Origin of the sequence: Collinsella sp. LCP19S3_D5 (assembly GCF_052121415.1) — a bacterium.
Taxonomy (GTDB): Bacteria; Actinomycetota; Coriobacteriia; order Coriobacteriales; family Coriobacteriaceae; genus Collinsella.
Map to the genome: position 1 here is coordinate 12,548 of NZ_JBQKEH010000019.1, position 26,793 is coordinate 39,340.

Sequence of the window (26,793 nt, forward strand, 5' to 3'; positions counted from 1 at the left end):
GTGCTTTTCAACACATGGAGGTTCCCGTGTCCGGAACGGTAATGAATATAACGAGCGCGCGCAAGGCGTTTGGTGGCAATGAGGTGCTCAAGGATATCTCGCTCGAGGTAAAGCGTGGCGAGGTCGTGGCGATTATCGGACCTTCGGGCGGCGGTAAGTCAACGCTGTTGCGCTGCGCCACGCTGCTCGAGACGCTTGACGGCGGCTCGCTTTCGTTTGGTGATCTAGCCGTTGCGACGGATGCGGGATCGGGCACGGTGTATGCGAAAGGCGATGTGCCCAAGCAGGCGCGCTCGCGCTTTGGCCTGGTGTTTCAGAACTACAATTTGTTCCCGCACTATACCGTGATGAAAAACATTACCGACGCTCCGGTCCGCGTGCTCAAGCGCCCGCGCGAGCAGGTCGAAGCACGTGCGCGTGAGTTGATCGCGCAGATGGGGCTTACGGGCAACGAGAACAAGGTGCCATGCGAGCTTTCGGGCGGTCAGCAGCAACGTGTGAGTATTGCGCGCGCCTTGGCGCTCGATCCAGAGATCTTGTTCTTCGATGAGCCGACCTCGGCACTCGATCCCGAGCTAACGGCCGAGGTGCTGCGTGTCATTAAAGACCTTGCCGCGCAGAATATGACGATGGTGATCGTGACCCATGCGATGCAGTTTGCGCGCGATGTTGCTGATCGCGTGGTCTTTATGGACGGCGGTCGCATTGTAGAGGAGGGTCCTGCCGAGCAGGTTATCGGCCATCCGCGCGAACAGCGCACGCGCGAGTTCCTGAGCCGTATCGAGGGCTAGGCTCAAGTAGACATTGAGGCGAAACCGCTGCAGGTCTTATGGCCTGCGGCGGTTTTTATTTGCGCCGATGGGGCTTAATAACCGCCTCAGGCGTTTGCCCCTCCTCTCGCCGCCCGTATTCATACGTGCGCCGAAAGGTGTGCATGGACAGTCGCCCGCGAGGGTAGGGTGGTGGCATAGGACATTTGGAGGGTGAGCCGGATCGGCTGCCGACCATGCTGCTCCCGGGACGGCATCGACCGCGAACTCTCCCCGTTGGCGTCGCGCATTGCGCGCGGCCCTGCAAGGAGGTCATTATGGGTGCTCCCAAGACCGGTAATGTAAGGAACGTGGTGCTCGTAGGCCAAGGTGGGGTGGGCAAGACTTCACTCGCCGAGGCCATGCTCCACCTTTCCGGCAAGACCGCCCGCCTGGGCGGCCACGACGGCACCAAGCCCACGCTCGACTATGACCCCGAAGAGGTCAAGCGTGCGTTTTCCATCTCGACGACCATTGCGCCGATCGACTGGAAGGGTGCGCGCATCAATGTGCTCGATGCCCCGTGCTACCCCGATTTTATCGGCGACGCCTTTGCCGCGATGAGCGTCTGCGAGACGGCTCTGTTTGTGGTCGACGCCGAGGCCGGCCCGCAGCCTACGACGGTTAAGCTCTGGTATGCCGCCGAGGACCTGCGTCTGGCGCGTGCGGTGTTCGTAAACCGCCTGTCGCGCTCCGAGGCCAGCTTTGCGACCACGATGGACCTGCTGCAGGAGCGCTTTGGCACGCGCCTGGGCGCCGTGACCCTTCCCTGGGGCGAGGGCGAGGACTTTGACGGCATCATCGACCTGGTGCGCATGAAGGCGCGCCATTGCAACGGCGCCGAAGCCGTTGAGTCGGAGATTCCCGAGGAGTATCGTGCCCAGGCCGAGGAGGCCCATGACCATCTGTGCGAGCTGGTGTCCGAGGCTGACGACGAACTGATGATGAAGTACTTGGAAGGCGATGAGACGCTGACGCAGGAGGAGCTTGAAGGCCTGCTGTCGAAGGCGATCGCCGAGCGTATCTTTGTGCCGGTCTTTGCGGGCGATTGCATTAAGGAGCAGGGCGTCAACTCGCTGATGGACGACATCGCCACGTACTTCCCGGCGCCGACCGACTATGGTGAAATGCCGCTCATCGACGGTGATTCGCTCAAGATCTCGAGCGATGATGACCGCCCGGTGGCGTTTGTGTTTAAGACCCTGGCCGATCCTCAGCAGGGTCGCATCAGCTTCATCAAGGTGCTGACGGGCACGCTTGAGCCGGGCCTTGAGCTGATCAACGCGCGCACCCGCAAGAGCGATCGTCTGGCTCACCTGTATGTGATGTGCGGCCGCGACATGACCGAGGTCGGTCACGCCTATGCCGGCGATATCATCGTGGCGCCCAAGCTGGCGGCCGAGACGGGCGATACGCTCTCGATTACCGGCAAGGTCGAGGCTGCGGCGTTTAAGTTCCCCAACTCGCAGTACCGCATCGCCATCGAGGCCGAGAACCGCGGCGACGAAGAGAAGCTCTACACGTTTATCGAGAAGGCATGCAAGGCCGATCCGACCATGAGCATCGACCGCGACGAGGAGACCGGCCAGACCATCATTTCGGCGGTGGGCGAGGCGCAGGTTTCGGTCCTGCTCAATCGTCTTGAGGACCGTACCAAGGTCGCGGCCAAGAGCGTGCCGATTCGCATCCCGTATCGCGAGACCATTCGCCGCACGGCAACTGCCCAGGGCCGCCACAAGAAGCAGACCGGCGGCGCCGGACAGTATGGTGACTGCTGGCTGCGCGTAGAGCCGCTCATTGGGCCCGACGGTACGAGCGACGGCTATGAGTTTGTGGACGAGGTCGTAGGCGGCCGCATTCCGCGCTCGCTCATTCCCGCCGTGGACAAGGGCGTTCAGGAGACCATGAAGGACGGCATCATTGCCGGCTACCCGCTTACGGGCATTCGCGTGGCTGTGTACGACGGCTCGTATCACAGCGTCGACTCCAACGAGATGGCGTTCCGCGCGGCGGCTCGCATCGGCCTGCGCAAGGCATGCGCCGACGCCGACCCGGTGGTGCTGGAGCCCATCGAGGAAATCACGGTGACTATTCCCGAGAGCTACGCCGGCGCCGTGATGGGCGACATCTCGGCCTCGCGCGGTCGCGTGACGGGTATGGAGACCGATGAGCGCGGAGACACCGTGGTCATCGCTCAGGCGCCTCTCGCCGAGCTGACGGATTACTCGACGCGTCTGCGCTCCATCACGCGCGGCACGGGCGACTTTACCATGAAGCCTGCGGGCTATGAGCAGGTGCCTTATGACGTTCAGGCCAAGCTGGTCGAGCGCTATGAGGAGGGCCGTGCCAAGTAGCGTTGGGCGTTGCCTGTAACATACATGCCGATGCAAGGGCCGCTCTGGGCAATCCAGGCGGCCCTTTTTGATCCCTGGGGGATGGAGGAAAACGGTTCATTTTAAGTTTTGGGGCAGCTTGGCCGGCCCTAGTCTCCCGAGGTCTGATTGCGGCCGGTAGCGTAGTCGATCTGCACATGCGGCTGCAGGTTGTAGCAGTACACGTGGAAGCACAGGGTCTTGCCGTGGTCCTCGACCGATTGCGCCTCAAGACGCACGCCACGGCAGACGAGTTCCTCTTCGTTGTACATAGGCGTGACACGGTAAAGCACATGGTTGCCTGTCTCGCGGATGTAGCCGAGAATCTGCTCCTCAAATGGCAGCATGCCCGTTTCGTTGAGATAACGCGTGCCGGTGAGGAGATTCTTGCGGTTGGCGTTTTCGCCGCAGAGCGACCAGGCGATGAGGTGGCAGCGGTTGTAGAGGCTCTGGCCTGGAATAAAGTCGTAGCGCTGCTGGTGCCAACCGGCAGGATGGATACGCGAGATATCGCCGCGCTTTCCCTGTCCGAGCGACTCGGGGCCTACGCAGGCGAGCGCCTTGCGAGTGCGGCCCAGGCTGTCGAGCTTGGAGAATTTCTTAAAGCAGCCCTCTTCGGTGGCACGCTCATACTCGTCGAGCGTGAACGACGGCATGCCCAACGGGTGCGTGCTGTCGGCGCGAAGGGCAACGTAGGGGTTGCCGGCGTAGTCGGGAATACTGCTGAGATAAACACCGCGGGCGCGGGCGAGATCGGGGTTTTCCACCTCGTCGATGGGGGTGGCGTTCGAAGAGACATCGTCAACGGTGCCGGTCGTGGTGGATTCGGAGCCATCGCCGGTGCTTTGGCCGCCTTCGGAATCCGTGGAGCTTGCCGTTCCCGATTCGAGGCGGGCGACCAAGTCTTCCTCGTCGTCAGTGCGGCTGGGGCTCTCGCTTTGCTTCTCGGCCAGAGCTGACGCCTGCTCATCGCTTTGCGGCGAGAGCAGTCTGGGCGCCCCGTCGAGTGATCCCGTGAACAGCGCAAATCCCAGCACCACGGCGGTGCCGATGGAAAGTACTTGCTTGTAGGCGGACTTGCGCGACATGGGGGCTCCTGGTTAGTCGGTTGCGAATCTACCAGTCTAGCAGGAGACGCCGCAGGTCGTTTCCCAGATAAAACCTGCCAAAATAAACCTGCCCCTTTTTGGTAGGCTATTGATTCATGTAGCGAAAGCCAAATATGATATATACGTTATATACAAGCTGTAAAGCGCGGTAGAGTGACGGTAACGAAGGCCGTGCAAGCCGATGAAGGGACCGATATGATCAAGGCTGTCATTTTTGACATGGACGGAACGTTGGTCGATACCGAGCGTTTGGACGTGAGGGCATGGAAGGTGGGCGCTGCCGAGCTGGGGATTGCGATTGATGATGCGCTGGTCCATCAGTTTATCGGTCGCTCGATGCCTGATGTCAGGGACATCCTTGAGGAGCATTACGGCAGCCGCGAAATCGTCGAGACGGTCGAAGCCCACTACAGGGATGCTCTCGACGAGATGGTCAAGACCGATCTGGAGCTTAAGGCCGGCGCCGCCGAGTGCCTGGACGAACTGCTGGCTGCGGGCTATCACGTGGGCCTTGCGACGTCGTCGCGCCGCGTTGCGGCCGAGCGCAACCTTAAGACGGTCGGCCTCTTTGATAGGTTTGAGACGGTGACCTGCAACGAGGATACCCTGAACGGCAAGCCCGATCCCGAGATCTACCTGCTCGCCTGCGATCGCGCGGGCTTTGCTCCCGAGGAATGCGCCGTGGTCGAGGACTCACGCAACGGCTGCGTCTCAGGCATCACGGCCGGCTGCCATGTCTTTGCCGTTCCCGATATCGTGCCGTTGCCGCAGGACGTGGCGGACGGCTGCGAGGCCGTGCTCGATACGCTGTTCGATCTGACGGCGGCGGTCAGGGCCGTGCGCTAAAGGTATGCGCCGAGGCTGATGACGGTGGCTTCGGCGTGGCCCCGCTTGCGTTTTCCCAGATAAAACCTGCCAAAATAAACCCGTCCTCTTTTGGCGGGTTGGCGGGGTAATGCCCGCCGCAACTTATGGCACGGTTGGGATGTGTACGCTTTAAAGAGCGGAGCCCATGGTTAGAGAGATGCGCTCGTCTCTCTAAACGTCTCTCTAAAGAGAACGTCGGTTAGAGAGATGGCCTTAGGTAATCTAGCAGTGAATTCGATACATCTCTCTAAATTTCTCTCTAAAAGAAGGTGCTCATCTCTCTAAAGTTAGAGAGATATACTAAGCTTTAGAGAGATAAATCTATTGTTTTAGAGAGACGGAATGCCAATGCTGTTGGATGAACCTCTTGGCCTTATCGTTGAGCGCCTTCGCAGGCGGGGGACCGATGACGCATCGGTAGAAGTTAAAGCCTGCACGAATAAATTGAGTGCAGACGTATGGGAGACAGTGAGTGCTTTTGCGAACACTGCGGGCGGGCTCATTATTTTGGGCCTGAACGAAGCCGAAGGATTTGTTCCTTCTGCCAACTTTGCTATCGACAGGGTGCGCGACCAGTTTGTTTCGGGTATCGGAGACGGAGGCTCAGCGGCGGTGGTGACCCATGCGCCACGGTATGAGCTTGATCGAGGCGAGGTCGACGGGCTCCAGGTACTTCTGGTGCGCATCTTTGAACTTGAGCTCAAAGCGAAGCCATGCTATATCGGCGCGCGCGGCGTGCAGAACGGTAGCTACAAGCGCGTGGATGATAAAGATATCAAGATGTCGCCCGCTGAGCTATATGAGCTACAGAGTGCGTTGCTTCCGAGCGATGCAGACGGTACGGTGGTTTCGGAGGCAACAGTCGAGGATTTGGATCCAGATGTCGTGCGGTCCATTATCGCAAATCGCCGGCTGCAGACCCCGCGCGTTTTGCGCGGGGCCGATACGCTGGAAAAGCAGCTGGCCAGACTCAATATCACTACAAAGGATGGAGCTGTGAAGCTCGCGGGGCTGCTGTCGGCGGGAATCTACCCCCAGCAGTTCTATCCTAAGCTGATGATCGATGTCGCCGTTCATTCCGATGTGGAAAAATCTGCTCCTGGGCAACCCCGGTTTATTGACCGCCAGTTGTGCGATGGCCCGATTCCGGCTTGCATCGAAGATGCCCTCGCTGCGATCGGACGAAACTTGCGCAAAGCGGCGATAGTGCGAGGCGCTGGTAGAAGGGAAGATTGGGAAGTACCCCAGGAGGTTTTGCGCGAGGCCTTGGCGAATGCCTGCATCCATCGAGAGTATTCGCCCATGTTTGTGGGGCAGGCCGTGAGCGTCGATATCTACCCAGACAGAATAGAGATCAAAAACCCCGGCGGGCTTTGGGGCGGAAAGACGGTGGACAATCTTGCGGACGGGGAATCGCGCTGCCGAAACCCAAAGCTCATGAGTCTGATGGGGGCGACGCCGTTAGAGCATGCTGAGGGGGCTGTTGCGGAAAGTCAGGGATCTGGCATCCCGGCTATGATTCGCGAGATGGAGTCTCGTTCGCTTGGCAGGCCGAAATTTATCGTTAAGGCCGATTCGTTTACGGTGCTGCTTTCCCGGCACGGGGCGGAGCTTGCTGAAAACCGCATGTGGATTCAGGGCCATGTGGACACCGAACTGACGCATCGCGAGGAAACATTGCTCATGTTTATGCGGGAGCATGGGTGCGTATGCGATGTTCAAAAAATACGAGAGGCTTTGAAGTGGGATTCGGATGACATTCGCCTGATCTGCGGGGGCCTTGTCGATAAACATGTCCTGTCAAAATGTGGCAAAGACACGTTTGAAATTATCGATATGAGCAGAGAATTGTCAGCTTCGACGGCGGATAGGATCCTGGAGGCTCTCAGCGCCGGAATGGATATGACGGCGCGAGAAATAGCGGTTGCATCGGGGGTTAAGATTTCGTCCGTCCGTTACCATCTGCCAAAAATGGCGGATAAAGGACTCATTGAAGTAATGGGTTCATCGACGAGCCGCAACCGCCGCTATCGGAAGAGGTAGATGCGGCTGAGTCGCCTCTCTTGGGTCTCTCGAAGTAGATGGGTGCTAGAGGGGCGACTGCCTCGTGATATTTCCCCAGATAATACCTGCTAAAACAAACCTGCCCCTTTTTGGCAGGTCAGTTAACGCAGTGCAGGTTGAGCATATGCGAGCGAGCGGGCTCCGGGTGCGGTAAGGTGACGTGAAACAAGCGGGCGCTGACCTTTTGGTCGCGCCCGTGAAGTTGAACGTCAGATTGCCGTGCCCGGAGCCCGCGCAGCGCCGAGCAGTTACGCCGTTTGTAAAACGGCGTAACCTAAAGGTTCATATTGCCGTGGATGTAGGGGGTGACTTCGGGGGAGATGTGGGCGCAGCCCAGCTCGCGCAGCGCGGACTCGATGGCGGCGGGCAGCGGGGTCTTGCCCTCGGCATTGACGGTAGCACCGCCGAGGGCGGCAATTTTGGCGACATCTGCGTGAGCGGCCTCGATACGCATGCGGCCGCCGACCAAGCGCGCGCGTACCTGCGACAGACCAAGATCGTGCAGGTAGTCCTCGCAGGCGCGGATTAAATCGACCTTCTCGTGCGTAAGCTCCTCGCCTGTGGGGACGCGCGTGGCAAGACAGGCTCCCGCCGGCAGGTTCCAAACGGGATAGCCCCATGCGCGCAGCAGCTCGCGCTCTTCGTCCTTGGTAAAGCCGACCTCCATAAGAGGGGAGCGTACGCCGAGCTCTTTGGCAGCGCGCATGCCGGGACGGTAGTCACCGCGATCGCTTGCATTGCTGCCATCGATGACGGTGGGAAAGCCGAGCGACTTAGCGTGGTTGACGATGGCGGTAAAGCCGGCGTGCTTGCAGTGGTAGCAACGGTTGGCGTCGTTGCAGGCTACTTGGGGGAGCTGCAACTGATCGACCGAAAGATTGAGCACGGGGAGCTTAAAATGCGGTCCCTCATTGGTTTGCCTGTCAACGGATCGCTCAAACGAGGTCTGTTCGGGCGTGCCGATGAGCGGCGTGGTGAGGTGAACGAGAAGCGTGCTGGCAGGCATGATGCGGGCGCAGACCGCGGCCAAAAAGCTGCTGTCGACGCCACCGGAAAAGCCGATGGCGACGCGTCCGTATGCCAAAAGCAGCTGTTCGAGCGCCGCGAGTTTGTCCTGAAGCTCCTTTGCAGGTGCGGTAGTGTCTGAAAGCATAAAACAATCCTTACCATTGAGTACTCGGTCGAAAACTATAATCCTATCGGACTGCTCGTCATATGACTTTTGCCTATGTAACGATAGTGCAATATGCTATATACGTTATATACAAGTTTGTAAAGTGCGCTAGAGTGGCCGTAATGCAATCCGGTGAGGGGACCGATATGATCAAGACTGTAATTTTTGACATGGACGGAACGCTGGTCGATACCGAGCGTTTGGGCATCAAGGCATGGAAGGCGGGCGCTGCCGAGCTGGGGGTCGCGATTGATGATGCGCTGATCCATCAGTTTATCGGCCGCACTCTGCCCGATGTCATGGACATCCTTGATAAGCATTACGGCAGCCATGAAACCACCGAGGCGATCTATGTTCGCCACAAGGAGATTCGCGACGAGATGGTCAAGACCGATTTGGAGCTTAAGGCCGGTGCCGCCGAGTGCATAGGCGAGCTGCTGGCTGCGGGCTATCACGTGGGTCTAGCGACGTCGTCGCGCCTCGCTACGGCCGAGCGCAACCTTAAGATGGTCGGCCTTTTTGACAAGTTTGAGACGGTGACCTGCGGCGAGGACGTCGTGCACGGCAAGCCCGACCCCGAGATGTATCTGCTTGCTTGCGAGCGCGCGGGCTTCGCCCCCGAGGAATGCGCCGTGGTCGAGGATTCACGCAACGGCTGCGTCTCGGGTATTACGGCCGGCTGCCATGTCTTTGCCGTCCCCGACATTGTGCCGCTGCCGCAGGACGTGGTGGATGGCTGCGAGGCCGTGCTCGATACGCTGTTCGACCTGACGGCGGCGGTCAAGGCTGTGCGCTAGACAGCTGCGGCGTTGAAACGGGCAATTGCCCACATTTACGCTTAAGCATAAGGGGTCCGGCAATGGCCGGGCCTCTTTTGCTTAAGCTGCGTTTTGGCATACTGGTCGACGTGCTATAGATACGCGCCCAGGTTGATGGCGGTGGCTTCGGCTTGGCTGCTCGCCTGGGTACTGGCGCGCTCGAGCAGGAACGGCCGCACGAGTTCCTGACGGTTGATGTCCTCGGCGGCTGTGGCCTCGGTGACGGTGCGTGCGGCGGAGCCGATACGGACGCGTTTGGTTTTTGTCGGCGCCTTGTTCTCGATTTGCTCCACGAGCAGCTGCACGCCCTTGCGGCCGATTTCGTAGCCAGGCGGTGCTACCGTGGTGAGCGGGACCGACCCGCTCCATGCAAGCGGGTTACCGTCGCAGCCGGCCACGCGAACTTGCTTGGGGACGGAGATGCCTTTGTCGATCAACGCCGAGATAACACCCGAGGCCAATACGTCGGTTAGGCCGATGACAAAATCCGGACGCTCGTCAGCAGAGCGCTCGGCAATCTGGGCGCCGATGCCGTAACCGTCGGCAGCGGTATTCCATTCTCCGGCGTCAATGACCTCAATTTTGATGTCGGGATGAAGGGCGAGGGCCTTGTGAATGCCAAGCACGCGCAGGGTGAGCTGCATAAATGCCGCTCTGCCCACAACGGTGATATGGCGTGCGCCGCGGGCAATGGCGAGCTCGGCGATAATGCGCCCCTGTGCCTCGTTATCGGCGGCCACGTAGTAACCGGGCTCGGAACAGTGGATGTCCAGATGGACAATCGGCACGGGCATCTTGGTCATGGCGGGGTGCCAATCGGGGGATGCCATGGGCTGAACCATGACGCCGGACATCTGCGTGCCCATAAAATAGCGCAGGTAGTGGTCTTCGAGGATGTCGTCGTTATCGGCGTTGGCGATAAGCAGGTCGTAACCGTGCTTGCGGGCCTCGTTGTGGGCACCGCTGGCAATTTGGAGCGAGAAGCCGTGGTCGAGACGGGGGAGGACCAGGCCAAAGGACTTGGTGGTGCCTCCTGCGAGCTGGCGGGCGCTTTGGTTGGGCAGGTAGCCAAGGCGATTGATGGTCTCGTTGATGAGTTTGAGGGTCTCGGGGCGCAGCTTTTCGGGATGGTTGAGCGCGTTGGATACCGTGCCCAGCGAGACCCCTGCCTCGCGCGCGACGTCGCTGATTTTTACCTTTGCCATAGCGGCCCCTTTGATGCGTTTCAAGTACAAGCCAGATTGTAGCATCGCCCGTCCCTAGGGTGTCAAAACCTGCCAATTAGGGACAGGTTTATTTAGGCAGGTTTTATCTGGGGAAACGCTATTGCCAACGCGACCACCACGAAGGGGACAGGCACCTTTGTGGTGGTTTGGACCGGCTGAACGTGTGTGCATCGGGTGGTATCTAAGTTGAGATACCACTTCTGGTATATCAGCTTGCGCTTGCGTGAGTACAATACTCGAACGTTATACGTCTCAGCGCCCCTTGTGCGTGGACGTTTTGCAGTCACGCGAGCGAAGGGATTTATCCTATGTGCGGAATTGTCGGCTACACCGGCTCTGATATTGCAAAGAACATCCTTGTCACGGGCCTTAAGCGTATGGAATATCGCGGCTATGACTCCTCGGGCGTCGCACTCGAGGTGGGCGAGGGCACGGCGGCTCACCTCGACGTCATTCGCCGCGTGGGCAAGGTCGCGGGCCTGGAGAGCGAACTTACCAATGTCGACAGCGACGCCACCTGCGGCATCGGCCACACCCGCTGGGCTACCCACGGCAAGCCCTCCGTTGTCAACGCCCATCCCCACACCAGCTGCGACGGTCGCATCGCCATCGTCCACAACGGCATCATCGAGAACTTCGCCGAGCTGCGTGAGGAGCTGGAGGGCCGCGGCCATCACTTTAAGAGCGAGACCGACACCGAGGTCTTTGCGCACTTGATCGAAGAGGCCTATGCCGAGACACACGACCTGATGGCTTCTGTGCGCGAGGCCTGCACCCACGTGGTGGGCGCCTATGGTTTGGCCGCCGTTTCTGCCGATGAGCCCGGCGTGATCGCCGTGGCCCGCAAGGACTCCCCGATTGTGGTCGGTGTCGGCGAAACCGGCTCCTACGTTGCCTCCGACGTGATCGCGCTTATCGATGCCACCCGCGATGTCGTGGTGCTCGAAGACGGTCAGTTTGCCAAGCTTACGCCCGCAGGCGTCGAGTATACCGACGAGGCTGGCAACGTGATTGAGCCCAAGCTTACCCATATCGACTGGGACCTGGATATGGCCGAAAAGGGCGGTTATCCCGACTTTATGCTTAAGGAGATCCATGAACAGCCTCGCGTCGTGCGTGATACCCTGGTGGGCCGCATGACCCCCGCCGGTGAGCTCGATATCGACGAGCTGGGCCTTTCGCTCGAGGAGCTCAACGATATCGACCGCGTGTATGTGATTGCCTGCGGCACCAGCTACCATGCCGGACTTATCGCCAAGAACCTTATTGAGGGTTGGGCTCGTATTCCTACCGAGGTCGAGGCGGCAAGCGAGTTCCGCTATCGCAACCCCATCATCACGCCGACAACGCTTGTCGTGGCCGTGTCCCAGTCGGGCGAGACGGCCGACACCCTTGCCGCCATTCGCGATGCGCGCATCAAGGGCGCCAAGGTCTTTGGCATCACCAACGTGCTGGGCAGCCCGGTGGCGCGCGAGAGCGACGGCGTTATCTACACCAAGGCTAACAAGGAGATTGCGGTTGCCTCGACCAAGAGCTTCATCGGTCAGGTCGTGAGCCTTACGCTTTTGGCCCTGCTGCTGGCGCAGGTTAAGTACCGTCTGACCACCAAGCAGGCGCGCATGCTGTTCCGCGAGCTTTCCGATACGGCCGAGCAGATCCAGTGGATCCTGGATACGCAGACCGAGGCCGTGCACGAGGCCGCGCTTGTCTGCAAGGACGCGCAGTCTGCATTGTTCGTGGGTCGCGGCATGGGCGCCGCCATTTCCTACGAGGGCGCGCTCAAGCTCAAGGAGGTCAGCTACCTGCATGCCGAGGCATATGCTGCCGGCGAGATGAAGCACGGCCCTATCGCGCTGATCGACCCGGGTTTCCCCGTTATCGCGGTTGCAACCAAGAGCGCAACATACGACAAGACGGTGTCGAACCTCATGGAGTGCAAGGCGCGCGGCGCCAAGGTCATCGTCGTTGCTACCGAGGGCGACGAGGAAATCAACAAGATCGCCGACTGCGTCATTCGCGTGCCGGCCGTCCGCGACGTATTCAGCCCCATCACGGCGAGCGTTCCGCTGCAGCTGCTCGCCCGCGAGGTTGCCATCCTGCGCGGTTGCGACGTTGACCAGCCCCGCAACCTGGCCAAGAGTGTCACAGTAGAGTAATCGAGTTCCTACGTCCTAACAACTAAGGCCCGGCTTCGTTGCGGCGGAGCTGGGCCTTGTTGCATTTGCCCAGGTAAAACCTGCCAAAATAAACCTGTCCCTTTTTGGCAGGTTAGCGGAGCTTGCTGGTCTCGAAGTACTCGGGATATTGGTCCAGGACCTCGGTCTGGTTGCGGAACATCATATGCAGGTGCTTGCTGACCAAAAAGCTTGCCTCGATAGGATCGCGACCGGCGATGGCGCGGCGGATTTGCTTGTGCTCGTTAACAATCTCCTGATTGTCGAGCGCCTGCGTAGCGGCGCGCAGCCAGCGGAAGCGCTCCAGGTCGGCATTGGTCGCCTCGAGCCACGACCACACGGTGCTGCGGCACGCGATGCTAAAGATCATGCGGTGCATGAGGTTGTCGCTTAAAAAGAAGCCGATGCGGTCCTCTTCGGCCATGGCTTTTTCCTGCAGCGCGATGGCTCGGTCGAGCTGCTCGATGGCTACCGAGGTGGCACGGGCGCAGCACTCCACAATCACCTGCTTTTCCAGGTGTTCGCGAATGTAGCAGGCACTCTCGGCAAGGGTGAGGTTGATGGGCGAGACATAGGTGCCGCTTTGGGGCACGGTGCGCACTAAGCCCTCTTGCGCCAGACGCACCAGTGCCTCGCGCACAGGGGTGCGCCCCATATCTAGGTCGTCACAAAGCTGCTTGACGCCCAGCTTTTCGCCCGGCTTGTAGTCCAGGTAGACTATTTTGCGTCGAATGGTGTGGTAGGACTGGTCCTGTAGGCTCGTTTCCTGCTCGCCGACGTGCATCGATTCTTCCATAGTGCCTCGCAACTGTTCTATCACACTCATATGTCAGTTGTTAATTATGCCGCGAATCAGCTCTCCGCGCTGGGTAATTCGGTTGTTGCCCGAGAACTATTGCGGCATCTTAGTCTGTTTTTGCGTATGGCTGTGCTCGATGTTGCCGTATCATAAGCCGTCGCAAACGTGAAATAGAAAGAAGGAATCCCATATGCAACTGGTAAATATCGTACGCGAGCGCTGGAAGGGTGTCTTGTTCTGCCTGATCATCGCCATCCCTGCGTCGTTGCTCGGCAAACAGATTGAGGTGGTCGGTGGGCCGGTATTTGCCATCCTCTTTGGCATGGTTCTGGCGCTCGTCTTTCCCAAGAATCGTCGCGAACAGCTCGCCGCCGGCGTCACCTATACGTCTAAAAAAGTCTTGCAGTACGCGGTTATCCTGCTTGGCTTTGGCATGAACCTCTCGCAGATTCTGTCCAAAGGCGCCCAGTCGTTGCCGATTATCGTGGCTACGATCTTGACCTCGCTCATCATCGCTTTTGTGCTCTGCCGCGTTATGAACGTGCCGGGCAAGATCGCGACGCTTGTGGGTGTGGGTTCGTCGATTTGCGGCGGTTCCGCCATCGCCGCGACCGCGCCCGTCATCGATGCCGACGATCGCGAGATTGCCCAGGCTATTTCGGTCATCTTCCTGTTTAACGTTATCGCGGCGCTCGTGTTTCCAACGCTTGGAGGCATGCTTGGGCTGACCAACGAGGGCTTTGGCCTGTTTGCCGGTACCGCTATCAACGACACCTCGTCTGTAACGGCTGCGGCGAGCGCCTGGGACAGTATGCATCCCGGCGCCAATGTGCTCGAGAGCGCTACGGTAGTCAAGCTCACCAGGACGCTGGCCATTATTCCCATCACGTTGGTCCTCGCATGCTGGCAGATGCATCTGGCGCGCAAGGCCGGCGGCGACGCCAAAAGCACGTTCTCCCTTAAGCGCGCGTTTCCCATGTTTGTGCTGTTCTTTGTGCTGGCGAGTGTGGTCACCACAGTGTTTCAGCTTCCCGCGTCCGTTACGGCGCCCATCAAGGAGCTGTCGAAGTTCTTTATCGTGATGGCCATGGCGGCTATTGGCTTTAATACCGATATCGTCGAGCTGGTCAAAAAAGGCGGCAAGCCCATCGCATTGGGCTTTTGCTGCTGGATTGGCATTGCGTGCATGGGTTTGGGAATGCAGCACGTGCTGGGAATCTGGTAGAGAAGTAGCCCATTTACGTGCTGGTTGCTGGTGGCCGCATCCTCGCGGTGGAGCGATAGGAGCTCTTGCGGGTATGGCTTGTCCGCAGGTTAATAGATCCCGAAGAGCTCTTATCGCCCCGCCAGGATGGCGATGCGGGGCAACACCTATACTCGCAGGACGGCGCTTTCTGCCCTATAGTGTTTGGTGAGCAATATCGTTCAATTTTGAAACACTCGGTCGTGCGACCGTCGGCGGTTGCACGTCGCCGCGGACAGGGGCAAATCATGGATAGCGATGCCAAGCTGAACATCTTGACCGATGCCCTAGCTGCTGCCGGGGCCTCGGCATTGGCAATCGATGCGCGTGGGGACGTCGCGATCTCGACCATGAATGACGCGGCGCTTGAGCGGGATGTGGCGGCTTTTGTCGCTGAGCGCCTCGACCGCATAGGAGACGGCGCGCGTCTGGTTATGGGGCGTGCGGGTACGCGCCTGAGCCTGACCGTTCGCCCCACCGACAAAGAGGGCGGGGGCCTTTGGGTCATCGTGGTCCGCGAGGTGCGCGCCGCCGCGGCGCATGCGGGCATCGAGTGGCTCAACGCCGACGAAGTTGAGGCCCGCTACGAATCGAGCGCGTACGGCATCGTCGAAGACGCGGCAGCGGTCGCTGCCCCCGTACGGGAGAGCTATGCGCGCGGAGTGCCCCTTATGCTCGAGGGCGAGCTGGGCGTGGGACAGGATCAGATTGCAAAACGCCTGTACCTGGATGGACCCTATGCCGACCAGCCCTTTGTGTCCGTTGCGCTCGATGAGCTTACGGATCGCGGTTGGCGCCATCTGCTCAAAAGTTCCGAATCGCCGCTATTCCAAACGGGGCTGACACTTTGCATGGGCGGCTGGCATGCTGTTGGTCCCCAACGCCTGCGCGAGCTCGTGTCCGCAATGATCGACACGGCGCTCGCAACTCGTTGCCATGTGGTATTGACGGCAAACGACATGCCAGGCGGCGGCGAAAGCGATCAGGCTGCTTTTGTAACCGAGCGTCTGGCCTGTGCAGTGAGTGTAGCGCCGGCGATTGCCGAGCAGGGCGGCGCGTCGGAAAAGGTTGCGCGCTATCTGGAGTATCTGGCAGATATGTTTGAGACGGCAACACCCGCCTTGTCGTCCGCGGCGGCAAAGACACTCGATGCCTATCGATGGCCCCGTAACTATCTACAGCTTCGTGAGGTTTCGGAACGACTTTATATATTAGTGAGGACGGGTACAGCCGAACGGGCGGTGGCGGAGGAGGTGCTCGCCCAGGAGGACGTTATCAAGACCGCGACCTTTGGTGCCCCGACGCTCGATAGCGATCTGTATATCTTGCGCCCACTGGCCGATACCGAGCGCGATATCGCACGGCTGGTCGTAGACCACCTTCACGGCAACAGGACCCGAGCTGCCGAAGTGCTAGGCATAAGCCGTACGACCCTGTGGCGCCTGCTGAAGGACGACGACCGTTAAGCGAGGCGCCCGTGACCGCGCGCGGCGCGTGTGATACAGTCCAAAGCAGTATTGTTTCGACTGTGTTGCGGCGTGCGGGGAGTATGGCGGAGACTTCAAAACAAATCGGGCTCGAAAGCCCGCGGCGCCGGTCAACCGTCGCACGACTTCACGGACGTGGGGCAAAAGCGCCTCGGGGTTCGACGGCTCGTTCAAACGCACTAAATATGGTTATCCTTCGGCAAGCGCTCGCTTGGCCATGCAGGCCGAATCATCGCTGTGGGGCCGTAAACGTGTGGTGGGGTCAAAGCTCAAGCACGATGGAACGCTCGGCTACATTAGCCGTAGCGCTGCTCGCCGTAGCGGCCTCAATCCCGCAGGCTGGCATCGCTATGTTCCGATCGCGGTCGTTGTCGCGGTGATTGTTATCGCGCTCGCGGCGCTCGGTTACGCCGGCGGCGGGGCCAATCTGGACGCAATGTTTAAGTCGCCCGAGCTCGCGCATGCGGGCACAGAAGTTGTCGAGGGTGTTCAGACCCAGACGGGCGTCGCGCCCCAGCGCGGTATCGTTGCGGCGGCCTCCACCATCGCCGATGCGCAAAAGGACGAGGGCGAACAGGGCGATGGCGCCGAAACGACTCGAACGAATGAAACGACGACAAATCCATCGGCAAGATAAGTTGCTAGTGGGGTAGCAAATTTGGAACGGGGCCTTTTAGCTGCCCAAGTGTCGAATGCCAGCAGCAGCTCATTCGATGTCAGTCGCCAACAGCGAGCGGGCCGCATTTGCGCCAAGGTGACGTGAAATAAGAGGGCACTGACCTTCTGGTCGCGCCCTCGAAATTGAATGTCAGATTGGCGTGAATGCGGCTCGCGCAGCGTCAAGTGGTCCGCCGTTCGGTAGAACGGCGGAACAAATTACCTAACGTACACCACGTTGTCGCGGCGCGGCTTTGCCTCGGGTAGCGTGTCCTCGGCATAGCCCAGAATGCAGTTACCGACACCGCGCAGGCTGCCGTCGGCGGGCAGGCCCCAGCTGGCCAGCAGCTCCAGGCCCTCGGGCGAGTCAAAGACCTCATGCGCGCGATGAATCCAGCACGAATCGACACCCAGTGCATAGGCGGCGTTGAGCAAGTTGCCCATGGCGAGCGAGCCGTCTTCCAGATGTGTGGGCACGCTGCGGTCAACCAGCACCACCACAACGGTCTTGACGCCATAGAAGGGGTCGCTGTTGCTGCCCATGACCTGGGCGTTGAGCTGTGAGAGACGCTCGATGGTCGCGGGGTCGGTGACGGCGACAAACGTCACCGGCTGGCGGCCCATGCCGCTCGGTGCATATTGGCCGGCTTCGATAATACGTGCAAGCTTTTCGGCCTCGACGGGACGATCGCTGTATTTGCGGCAGCTGCGGCGGTGAATGAGCGCTTCGATAGTCTCCATGGTGTCTCCTTGCGGTGGCGTTGCAGATGCCCCGTTCATACCCGTCGGGCTCAAACGATAGACGGTCAATTGCCCGGCAAAAGGATAGATTCCAATTGGGAAAGTAGGTTTGCATAAAAGTACCTTCAAAATGTGACAAACCAATGGGATGGTTAAACGTTTTATCCCGTCTGCCCTGCGGTTTTTACCACTTGCCTAAATGACGAACGCATAACCTCTGATAAAGGTTTTACTAAAGGAGTACCAACGTTTATCAACGCGCCGTGGTGCGCTGGGCCAGGAGGTAACTATCATGTTCCAGGCTGGAGATGTCGTCGAGACCGATTTCGAAGGATTTCTGAAGCTGCTGCGTTCCAAGACGCGCGCTTTTGTGACGATTGGCGATCACGAGTACTACATCACGCACACCGATGGCTATTGGCGTGTTCAGGATTGCGAGGCCCTCAACGATAAGGGCCACTTTACTGACTGCTCCGAGCTGGTCAACACGCTCTGCGAGGTCGTCGAGCTGCCTTGGATCTGCGGCAAAAGCCTGCACGATAGCTTCTCGGGCGCTACGGTCTACGAGGCCGTCGCCGCTTAACAGGCAATAAAACCCGATTTTCACGTGACCGCTGGCGCCGCCCCCGCGCCGGCGGTCTTTTTCTGCCGATAGGCCATAAAAGTGCAGGCATTTGCGGAGAACCTGTTGACGATAGTCAAAACTCGGACTAATCTAGAGACATAAAATTGGTCAAAAATCGGACAATCGAATGGTGGGATAGATGAATAGTGCGGTTACGCCGGCCGACTTCGACCGGTTGCTCAATGGACTCGACCATATCTATTCGGAGTTCTCGCGCGCCTGCGGCCTTTCGGACTGCGCTTACTGGATGCTCGTCGATACCAGCACGGCAGGCGGCAGTATTGCCGTAAGCCGTCTGACAAGCGAATGGTTCTACAGCAAGCAGACCATCAACTCGGCAATTAAAACCTTGACGGCGCGGGGCTTCGCGACGTTGGAGTTTGCCGAAGGCAGCCGTAAGAACAAGGTTGTGCGTTTGACCGAAGCGGGCATGCGGTTTGCCGAGCAATATGCGCTGCCGGCGCAAGAAGCCGAGCAACAGGCTTTCGAAGTGCTCGAGCCCTGGGAACAGCGCGAAATCATGCGCCTAATCGAAAAATTTTCCCATGCGCTCGGCGATGAGTGCGATGTCTTTAAGCAGCATATCGCTGCCGAGAATCAAGGTGAGGGTGAGTCGTGCGACTGTTAATGAGGTTTTTGAAGCCCTATCGAGGGCTTGTCGCAGTGACGCTGCTGGCGCTGCTGGTGGATAACGTCGGTACGCTGTTGGTTCCCACGATGCTGGCGAACATGGTCAACACCGGTATTACCACGGGCGATGTCGACTACATCTTATGCAACGGCCTATACATGTTTATCGCGACGAGCATGGCTAGCGGCGGCACGGTGCTGGGCTGCTATCTTTCGGCGCGTCTGGCGGCTAACGTGGCCTGCGACATCCGCAATGCCGTCTACGACAAATCACTCGAGCTGTCTGCCAGCGATTTTGAGCGCTTTGGCACCGGATCGATGATCACACGCTCACTCAACGACATCAACGTGATTCAACAGGCTGTCCTTCAGACGATTCAGCTGGTGCTGCCGGTGCCGTTCCTGGCGGTGGCGGGCATCATCTTCGCTTGGCTCATCGATCCGGCCATGGGCATGCTTCTGGGCGTCGTGGTTGCGATCGTGCTGGTTGCGGCGGTCTTTACGGTTGCCAATGCGGCGCCGATTTTTATGCGCCTACAGGGCTTTATCGACCGCATGAACGTGGTGCTGCGCGAGAATATTGTGGGCGTGCGCGTTATTCGTGCTTTTAATAAAGAGCATCACGAGGAGCGGCGCCTGGACGAGGTGTTTAGCGACTACGCCGCCAACGCCATAAAGGTCAACCACCTGTTTGTGGGCCTTGACAGCTCCAGCTTCTTTTTGATGAACATCGCCGAGGTGGCGGTGCTGTGGGTGGGCGGTAACCGGGTGGGCGCCCACGCCATGCAGATCGCGAGCATCTCGGCGGTGCTGGAGTATGCAATTCTGATCCTGTTCTTTGTGATGATGGCCCAGATGGTGGTGCTGACGCTTCCGCGTGCTGCCGCGTGCCTGAACCGTGCGCAGCAGGTGTTGGAGATTGAGCCGAGCATCGTGGACGGCGAGCGTACGCTGGGTGACGGGACGCCTGCCTCCGAGGACGATGCGGATGCTGTTGCCGTGTTCGACCACATGTCGTTTCGCTTTGACGATGCCGACGAGGACACCCTGTGCGACCTGAGCTTTGCCTGTCGTCGCGGTCAGACGACCGCGATTGTGGGCTCGACGGGCTCGGGCAAGTCGACGGTGGCAAAGCTTCTGCTGCGCTTCCACGATGCCACCAAGGGCGCCATTCGCCTGGACGGCATCGACCTGCGCGAGCTTTCGCAAGATGAGATTCGCGGGCGCATCGCCTATGTGCCGCAGAAGGCGTGGCTGTTCTCGGGCACCGTGGCAAGCAATCTGCGCTTTGGCAACGAGGACGCGACCGAGGCGGACATGCTTCATGCGCTGCAGGTTGCCCAGAGCACCTTTGTGCTCGATCAGCCGCAGGGGCTCGATACTCCGGTTGCCCAGGGCGGCACGAACTTTTCGGGCGGCCAGCGCCAGCGTCTGGCAATTGCCCGTGCGCTCATGAAGCATGCCGATCTGTATATCTTCGATGACAGTTTTTCGGCCCTGGACTTTAAGACCGATGCGGCCTTGCGCCATGCGCTGCAGGACGAGACGCGCGACGCCGCGGTGCTCATCATCGCGCAGCGCATCTCGACGATTTTGCATGCCGACCAGATTGTCGTGCTCAAGGATGGCGAGGTCGTGGGCCTGGGCGCGCACGAGGAACTTATGGAAACCTGCGAGGTGTACCGCGCCATCGCGGAATCGCAGATGAAGGGAGGTGAGTAGCATGACCGAGGAGCTCAAGAAGCGCAGCGACGCTATCGATGCCGTCGTTGTGGACGCGGCCGAGGAAGCGGTCGAGCAGTCTGCCGCGTCGACCGAGCTGGATGCCGCCGCCAGGGCCGCGGCCGAGCGCGAAGCTCGTCGCCAGGCGCTGTACGAGGAAAACGAGCGTGCCGAGGACGAGCGCGCCCGTGCCGAGGCAGAGCGTATGCGCGACGTGGACGACGAAGAAGAGGACGAGACGCCCCGGGATACCTGGGCGACGGTGCGCCGCTTGTGGAGCGAGGCCGCCGGCGACCATTGGCGCTTCTATATTGTATTCGCGAGCATTGTGTTCTACGTCATCTTTAACACCGCCGCGCCGGCATATAGCGCTCATGTTATCGACGAGCTGTGGGGCCATATACAGGTGGCGTTTGCCAGCGGAACGACCTTCAGCATCACCTGGGACCAGTGCGGTAAGACCATCTTTGTCTACTTTTTGATCTGGACGGCCGCCGGATCGTTCTATGCGCTGCAGAGTTTTTTGATGTCGAGCGTCGCCGAGCGACTCAACCTGCGTCTGCGCAACCGCATCGCGCAGAAGCTCAGCCGCCTGCCGCTCGCCTACTTTGACGCGCATCGCCCCGGTGAAGTGGTCAGCCGTGCGACCAATGACTTGGACAAGATGTCCGAGAGTATGCAGCGCGGATTGCTGCAGCTGCTGGTATCGATCGGTACCGTGACGGGTGCCATCATCATGATGTTTTTCTATAGCGTCAAGCTCACGTTGGTCTTTTTGGGCTTTACGGCGGTATCGCTGCTGGTGACCAAGGTGGTTTCGCGCCGTACGCATGATGTGACGGGCGAGCGTCAGGAGTGGGTGTCCAAAATCACGAGCGCGGTCGAGGAAGGCTATTCGGGCCGTTTGGTGATTCGCGCATTTAACCGCGAGCATCAGAGCTCTGCCGAGGTGCACGAGGCCTCGAGGGAGCTAGCGCGCGTGAGTACCAAGGCCGACTTTATGATCAATGCCGTAGGCCCTGCGGTTCGCTTTATCGGCCGTTTGGCGCAGATCGTGATCGCGCTGGTGGGCTGCAGCATGCTGGTCGCCGGCCACATGACCGTCGGCGTGTTCCAGGCGTTCTTCCAGTTTATCTACGGGGCGTCCGAACCCATGACGCAGCTGTCGTTCACTTTCAACTCGCTGCAGAGCGCGCTGGCGAGTGCGGAGCGCGTGTTCGACCTGCTCGATGAGCCCGAGATGGAAGCCGATCCGCTGCCGGGTGAGGCTGCCAGGCTGCCGGGTCGCATTGAGGGCCGCGTCTCCTTTGAGCACGTGCGTTTTGGTTATTCGCCCGACAAGCCGCTTATGCGTGACGTGTCGTTTACCGCCGAGCCGGGCCAGAAGATCGCCGTGGTGGGAACCACGGGCGCGGGCAAGACCACGCTCATCAACCTGCTCATGCGTTTTTACGAGATCGATGGCGGGCGCATTACGCTCGACGGCGTGGACACGAGCTGTATGGACCGCGGCGAGCTGCGCCAGCAGTTTGGCATGGTGCTGCAGGACGCCTGGCTATTCGATGGCACGATTGCCGAAAACATCGCCTACGGCTGTCCCGAGGCGACGCGCGACGAGATCGTGGCGGCTGCGCGCGCCGCGCAGGTCGACTTCTTTGTGCGCACCATGCCGCAGGGTTATGACACGCGGGTGGCCAACGATGCCGAGAGCATTAGCCAGGGGCAGCGCCAGCTGCTGACCATCGCACGCGTGCTGCTCAACAACCCGGCGATTCTCATCCTGGACGAGGCGACGTCGAGCGTGGACACGCGCACCGAGCTTGCCATCGGCCGCGCCATGGACGCGCTCATGCGCGGGCGCACGAGCTTTGTAATCGCGCATCGCCTGTCGACGATCGTGGACGCCGACCTGATCTTGGTCATGGATCACGGCAACATTATCGAGCAGGGCACGCATAAGGAGTTGCTGGCTGCCGAGGGCGCCTACGCCGACCTCTATCTGAGCCAGTTCGCATAATGCGACATGGGGACGGCCCCTTTGTCACACACATCGCATTCCCGGCACGGGACAAATGAGTCAGACGACGCGGTCCCTGACGGGCGGGTGACGTGGGACACTTGTTGTCAGGTTTGTTTGTCCCAAAAATTAATAAAGCAGGGATTGGCAACGTGTGACCTGTCGCATTCGTTGAACAAGAAATGTGTGAATCGTTGACAGTTTCTATGAATGTGCTTCCTTGGTGCGCATTTGACGCATTCTGTTTGAGATTATAATTATGAAGATTTCTGTCGCGAGTACATTTCGGTACGGCACGACCGCATAGAGGAAGGCGAGAGCATATGAGACGGATCACCTGCAACCGGGCATTGGCCGGGCTGCTGGCGGTGGTGATGGCCGTGGGCCAGATCCCCACGCCGGCACTGGCCGAGGCGGCCCAATCCCCCGATCAGGCGATATCAGAGCAGGGTGGGGGTTCTGAAGTGGCGACCGGTAGCGATACCGGGGAGGCTGTGCCTGCGGAGGATGAGTCCGCCGCCGAGGACGCCGCTGCGACCAACGCGGAGCAACAGCAGGGGGACCGTGTTGCCACCTACGCAGCCCGTGCAAGTAGGAGTATCCGCAAGGCGGGCTCCAAGTGGAGCGATGTCTCAAAATCCGACGTCTATTGGGCGGTCGGTATGGGCGGCACGTATCGTATTCGCCTCAACGGCACGGACAAATGGACCGAGATTAAATCCTGGGACTGGGGCTTGGACTCTGGCTCCGCGAATCTTGAACCCGGCGTCTATGAGGTCCAAGAGCGCAGGTTATTCAACTGGGTCGATGACGGCGACTTGACCCTCACCCGCTTTTGGACGGCTACCGTTGTCACCGAGGGCGCGGCTGACGCTACGGGCGCGCAGCTCGGCGGCATCGTCGTTGACGGTCAGTTGTACGCAAACCACTATGACATCGACGAGGGTACACCCAAGACCTTTACGGTCCAGAATGTCGACGACTACAAGGTCGATAAGGTCCAGATCAACGGCGAAACCAAAACGCCAGACGCCTATGGAAACTACACCATCCCGAACACGGTCGATTCCCAAATTAAGGTAACCTATAAGGCCGACACCGAGGCGACCGTCAAGGTTGACGACGCAAGTTCTGCCAACCTCGAGAGCCTGACCGTCGGCGGTACCTCTGCCGTCGCCGGTTCCAGCGTCTCGGTCAACGTCAAGAACTCCGTCTCCGTTGTTGCCAAACCTGCTCCTGGCTACGCCGTGAAATCCATTGAGTTCGATGGCATCACGTATTGCAACGGCGATGCGAGCCTCCGCTTCAAAAATCAGGTCGCGACGCTCACCCTGCCTGAGCTCACCAAGGACGAGACCTACAAGCTCAAGGTCAACACCGTGAAGGCCGGGCTCGTTGGCATCGACGGTGCCGAGGTGGGCATCCTGGGCAAGGACAGCAGCACGTATAACGAGATTGTCTTCAACGCCGCCCTCGATGCTGCCAAAAGCGTGCCTGCCGGGCTCACCGCCGACGATGTGACTATCGAGTACAATGCCAGCCCGGTCTCGGTTGTATATGAGTGGAAGTCGCTTGACTACACGCCTGCCTGGCCCGAGGTCACGCTCCATGCCTTTGGTAAGAATGGTAAGAAGGACTCCGAGCAAATCCGGATCAGCTATGCCGGTAACGACCAGTATCCCGCCAGCTCCATCACGCTCACCGTCAAGCCGGTCGACGGCCGCACTGTCACGCACATTTCGATGAACGCGGCTACCTCGGTCCAGTACAGCGAGGATTTTGATGCCCTGAAGGCCAAGGTCTACCGCCAGCTTGCCCCCACCGTCGTGGACGAGGTAACGGGCAAGCCGGTCAACGGTCTTTCTCGGAAAGACTTTGAGATCGACGGCCTTGAGCAGAAGGTGGGCGAGTACACCGTCACCATGAAGTTCAAGGGCAACGGCACCTACAAGCCCTCCGAGGCCACCGCGACCGTAACCGTGACCAAGGCCCCTTCCTCGGTCAAGGTCAAGAATACGAGCATTACGTATGGGAACACCGTGGCAGTCGCGGACCTGGTTTCCTCCACGCCGAGCAATAAAGAGACCGAGCCCGTTATCGTTGTCGCCGGTATCGATGGCGACGGCAAGGGCTACCTCTCGATCGATTTGAGCTACGTGGGTGGTGGCAAGGCGCAGAGCGCGATCAACTCGATCCTGCATCTCGATAAGGGTGTCACGCTTGACGGCCTCATCAACCTGCTCAACAACGATGCAGCCATGACAGCCCTTAGGCTCGCCCTGAAGGCGGCGGGTGTTGAGAATCCCGACCAGGTGATCGATTCCCTTAAGAGCGCGCTCGACACCGCTCAGGATCTGGGCCTGGGAGGCTCCACTGTTGCCCTCGGCGGTACGCCCTCTAAGGCGGGCGTCTACTTGGTGACTGCGGTGACTACGAGCGGCAATTACGAGACCTCTGCGGGCGTGGGCTACCTCACCATCGCACCTAAGACCGAGGACGTTACCCTCACGTGGAACGCCTCGACGCCCAAGGGCGGCTTTGCCGTTGGCAGCGACGAGCTTGCAAACTTTGACTTTGGTGCGAAGGTCGTCGACAGCGATGCCGCGGTTGCGGGCGCAAAGGTTCGCTACCTGATCACGGGCATCGCCTACGACGGCAGCACGTTTAAGAGCACCGATCCCAACGTGAAGCCCACCAAGCCCGGCTGCTACACCGAGGTCGCTTACGTCCTGGGCGGCAACTACGCCGCAGCCCCCATCACGCGCGCCTTCAAGATCAGCAGGCTCGAGACCACGATCTCGATGGGCGATGAGATCCACGAGTACGACGGTGCCGCGCAGGCCATGAACGCCCAGGTCTATGTGGGCGACCAGCCGCTCGAGGGCGCCGAGGTGACCTTCTCGTACTTTGGCATGAGCGCATCGGGCGCGTTTGATGTTAAGCTGAACGGCATGCCCACCGAGGCCGGCACCTATAAGGTGGTCGCAACGTATTTGGGCGATGCCCAGCACGCGACGAGCTCCAAGGCGACCACGCTGAAGATCAACCCGCGCGAGGTGTCCGTTAAGGCCAACAACGCCTCCAAGATCTATGGCGAGGCCGATCCTGAATCCGCCTACTCCTATGAGCTTATCGACCGCGGCACCACCCCGTGGAAGGGCGGAGACCTTGCGACCGAGGTAAGCCCGACCGTCTCCTACCAGCGCCAGCCCGGCGAGGACCCGGGCGTGTACACGCTTCATATCAACGCTGCAACCTGCAACAGGAACTTTAAGCTCAATGAGGCCGAGAGCGGGGTCTTTAACATCTACGGCGCCCTGACCGTAAAGGTTGATGGCCATGGTACCGCTGGCCTTGTCGAAGACGCTCCCGCGGGCGGCGAGCCCGGCACCCCGATCGGCGTGAACGCCGTGGCGGATGAGGGCTACGTGTTCACAGGCTGGACCGTCGATGAGGGCGACGCTAAGGTCGAGGATGCCAACGCTACCGAGACCATCGTGCGCATGGGCAGCAGCAACACTACGCTGACCGCACACTTTGAGCTTGCGATGACGCCCATTCAACCGATGACCTACGTGACCGTTGAGGCGGGCGAGGGCGGCTCGGCCACGAGCAACCCGCGCGGTGCGCTCCCCGGCACCAAGGTTGCGCTCACCGCTGTGGCGGACGAGGGCTATGTCTTTGACCACTGGGAGGTTATCGACGGTGACATCGAGCTCGCGGATGCGGCTTCTGCCACGACGACCTTTTTGCTGGGCGAGAAAGCCGTGACGGTGCGCGCGCTCTTTAAGGCGGCGCCTGCGCCTGAGCCCGTGCCCGACCCCAAGGATCCGTCGGACGGTAAGGGCTCCGGCTCTGCAACGACCGTCACGGAGACCAGGTCTGCGGCCAAGAAGCAGGACGCAGCGGTGCTGCCCCATGCGGGAGACCGCACGTTAGCCCTGGTTGCGGGCATCGCGATTGCCGGCGTCATTGTGCTGGCCGCCGGCTTTGCCCTGACGCGCCGCCATAACAGGCGCTAGCAGGTAAGGCGCCTTCACGGGGCGGCGTCGTCAGACTGATTTGTCCCTGACGGCAGGGGTTTGCCCGCATCGCATCCCCGGCACGGGACAAATGTGTTAGATGACGCCGTCCCTGACGGAGGGTTGGGGACTGCGGACGATTTCTTGGACCGTTACGCGGCCCTTCCCAGCGCGGCGCGGAACTCGGCCGGCGTGCGGCCGCCGAGCGCATCGCTGCGCCTCTCCGTATTGTATCGG

19 protein-coding genes are annotated in these 26,793 nt (G+C 60.0%); 14 read left to right on the forward strand and 5 right to left on the reverse strand.

Annotated elements, in window-relative coordinates; all coding sequences use genetic code 11:
- Positions 1-26: 26 nt before the first annotated feature.
- Both ACTQXO_RS07890 and ACTQXO_RS07895 read left to right on the forward strand, forming a co-directional pair.
- Entirely contained in the window at positions 27-791 is a 765-nt protein-coding gene (locus ACTQXO_RS07890) for an amino acid ABC transporter ATP-binding protein (protein ID WP_441033289.1), read from the forward strand.
- Between the two features lie 296 nt (positions 792-1,087).
- Positions 1,088-3,163, forward strand: coding sequence for an elongation factor G (locus ACTQXO_RS07895; RefSeq protein WP_441033292.1), 2,076 nt, complete (start codon positions 1,088-1,090; stop codon positions 3,161-3,163).
- 128 nt (positions 3,164-3,291) lie between these two features.
- Here the strand turns inward: ACTQXO_RS07895 and ACTQXO_RS07900 are convergent, their stop codons facing one another.
- Entirely contained in the window at positions 3,292-4,269 is a 978-nt protein-coding gene (locus ACTQXO_RS07900) for a DNA/RNA non-specific endonuclease (RefSeq protein ID WP_441033295.1), read from the reverse strand.
- A 216-nt stretch (positions 4,270-4,485) separates the two neighbouring features.
- Between ACTQXO_RS07900 and ACTQXO_RS07905 the strand changes: the two genes are divergently transcribed.
- Entirely contained in the window at positions 4,486-5,136 is a 651-nt protein-coding gene (locus ACTQXO_RS07905) for an HAD family hydrolase (protein ID WP_117734855.1), read from the forward strand.
- 369 nt (positions 5,137-5,505) lie between these two features.
- Entirely contained in the window at positions 5,506-7,200 is a 1,695-nt protein-coding gene (locus ACTQXO_RS07910; RefSeq protein ID WP_195838602.1) for an ATP-binding protein, read from the forward strand.
- Between the two features lie 295 nt (positions 7,201-7,495).
- Here the strand turns inward: ACTQXO_RS07910 and ACTQXO_RS07915 are convergent, their stop codons facing one another.
- Positions 7,496-8,374: a hypothetical protein gene (locus ACTQXO_RS07915; protein ID WP_441545596.1), complete on the reverse strand. Its 879-nt coding sequence runs from the start codon at positions 8,372-8,374 to the stop codon at positions 7,496-7,498.
- 167 nt (positions 8,375-8,541) lie between these two features.
- Here ACTQXO_RS07915 and ACTQXO_RS07920 point away from each other — a divergent pair, with 167 nt between their 5' ends.
- Positions 8,542-9,192: an HAD family hydrolase gene (locus ACTQXO_RS07920; protein ID WP_441064075.1), complete on the forward strand. Its 651-nt coding sequence runs from the start codon at positions 8,542-8,544 to the stop codon at positions 9,190-9,192.
- 113 nt (positions 9,193-9,305) lie between these two features.
- Here ACTQXO_RS07920 and ACTQXO_RS07925 read toward each other — a convergent pair whose 3' ends face one another.
- Positions 9,306-10,418 carry a LacI family DNA-binding transcriptional regulator gene (locus ACTQXO_RS07925; RefSeq protein WP_441545597.1) on the reverse strand — a complete coding sequence of 371 codons (1,113 nt, stop codon included), beginning with the start codon at positions 10,416-10,418 and terminating at the stop codon, positions 9,306-9,308.
- Between the two features lie 329 nt (positions 10,419-10,747).
- On the opposite strand from ACTQXO_RS07925, the gene glmS reads away from it, so the two are divergent.
- Positions 10,748-12,595, forward strand: coding sequence for a glutamine--fructose-6-phosphate transaminase (isomerizing) (gene glmS, locus ACTQXO_RS07930; RefSeq protein WP_427794357.1), 1,848 nt, complete (start codon positions 10,748-10,750; stop codon positions 12,593-12,595).
- A gap of 112 nt (positions 12,596-12,707) precedes the next feature.
- Here glmS and ACTQXO_RS07935 read toward each other — a convergent pair whose 3' ends face one another.
- Positions 12,708-13,409 (reverse strand): GntR family transcriptional regulator, encoded by a 702-nt coding sequence (locus tag ACTQXO_RS07935; RefSeq protein ID WP_441016618.1) that lies wholly within the window; start codon positions 13,407-13,409, stop codon positions 12,708-12,710.
- Between the two features lie 193 nt (positions 13,410-13,602).
- Between ACTQXO_RS07935 and ACTQXO_RS07940 the strand changes: the two genes are divergently transcribed.
- The 3 genes from ACTQXO_RS07940 (at position 13,603) to ACTQXO_RS07950 (ending at position 16,779) form a co-directional block, all read left to right on the forward strand.
- The gene (locus ACTQXO_RS07940; RefSeq protein WP_154517801.1) at positions 13,603-14,637 is read left to right on the forward strand and encodes a YeiH family protein; all 1,035 of its coding nucleotides are present in this window, start codon (positions 13,603-13,605) and stop codon (positions 14,635-14,637) included.
- Positions 14,638-14,903: 266 nt separating this feature from the next.
- The gene (locus ACTQXO_RS07945) at positions 14,904-16,121 is read left to right on the forward strand and encodes a helix-turn-helix domain-containing protein (protein ID WP_441033313.1); all 1,218 of its coding nucleotides are present in this window, start codon (positions 14,904-14,906) and stop codon (positions 16,119-16,121) included.
- 238 nt (positions 16,122-16,359) lie between these two features.
- Positions 16,360-16,779 carry a hypothetical protein gene (locus ACTQXO_RS07950; RefSeq protein WP_441033316.1) on the forward strand — a complete coding sequence of 140 codons (420 nt, stop codon included), beginning with the start codon at positions 16,360-16,362 and terminating at the stop codon, positions 16,777-16,779.
- 239 nt (positions 16,780-17,018) lie between these two features.
- Here the strand turns inward: ACTQXO_RS07950 and ACTQXO_RS07955 are convergent, their stop codons facing one another.
- Positions 17,019-17,540 (reverse strand): nitroreductase family protein, encoded by a 522-nt coding sequence (locus ACTQXO_RS07955; protein ID WP_441033319.1) that lies wholly within the window; start codon positions 17,538-17,540, stop codon positions 17,019-17,021.
- A 292-nt stretch (positions 17,541-17,832) separates the two neighbouring features.
- On the opposite strand from ACTQXO_RS07955, the gene ACTQXO_RS07960 reads away from it, so the two are divergent.
- The 5 genes from ACTQXO_RS07960 to ACTQXO_RS07980 all read left to right on the forward strand — a co-directional run bounded on the left by ACTQXO_RS07960 (position 17,833) and on the right by ACTQXO_RS07980 (position 26,556).
- A complete protein-coding gene (locus ACTQXO_RS07960) occupies positions 17,833-18,123 on the forward strand; it encodes a CDP-alcohol phosphatidyltransferase (RefSeq protein WP_441033321.1) in 291 nt (96 codons plus the stop codon).
- Between the two features lie 181 nt (positions 18,124-18,304).
- Complete coding sequence (locus ACTQXO_RS07965) at positions 18,305-18,793, forward strand: MarR family winged helix-turn-helix transcriptional regulator (protein ID WP_427719802.1); 489 nt, start codon at positions 18,305-18,307, stop codon at positions 18,791-18,793.
- Positions 18,793-20,517 carry an ABC transporter ATP-binding protein gene (locus ACTQXO_RS07970; RefSeq protein WP_441033330.1) on the forward strand — a complete coding sequence of 575 codons (1,725 nt, stop codon included), beginning with the start codon at positions 18,793-18,795 and terminating at the stop codon, positions 20,515-20,517. Before ACTQXO_RS07965 ends, ACTQXO_RS07970 begins: the two co-directional genes overlap by 1 nt.
- A gap of 1 nt (position 20,518) precedes the next feature.
- On the forward strand, positions 20,519-22,534 hold the full coding sequence (locus ACTQXO_RS07975) for an ABC transporter ATP-binding protein (protein WP_441033324.1): 2,016 nt from the start codon (positions 20,519-20,521) through the stop codon (positions 22,532-22,534).
- A 323-nt stretch (positions 22,535-22,857) separates the two neighbouring features.
- Complete coding sequence (locus ACTQXO_RS07980; RefSeq protein ID WP_441545598.1) at positions 22,858-26,556, forward strand: InlB B-repeat-containing protein; 3,699 nt, start codon at positions 22,858-22,860, stop codon at positions 26,554-26,556.
- The last annotated feature ends 237 nt before the right edge of the window (positions 26,557-26,793 follow it).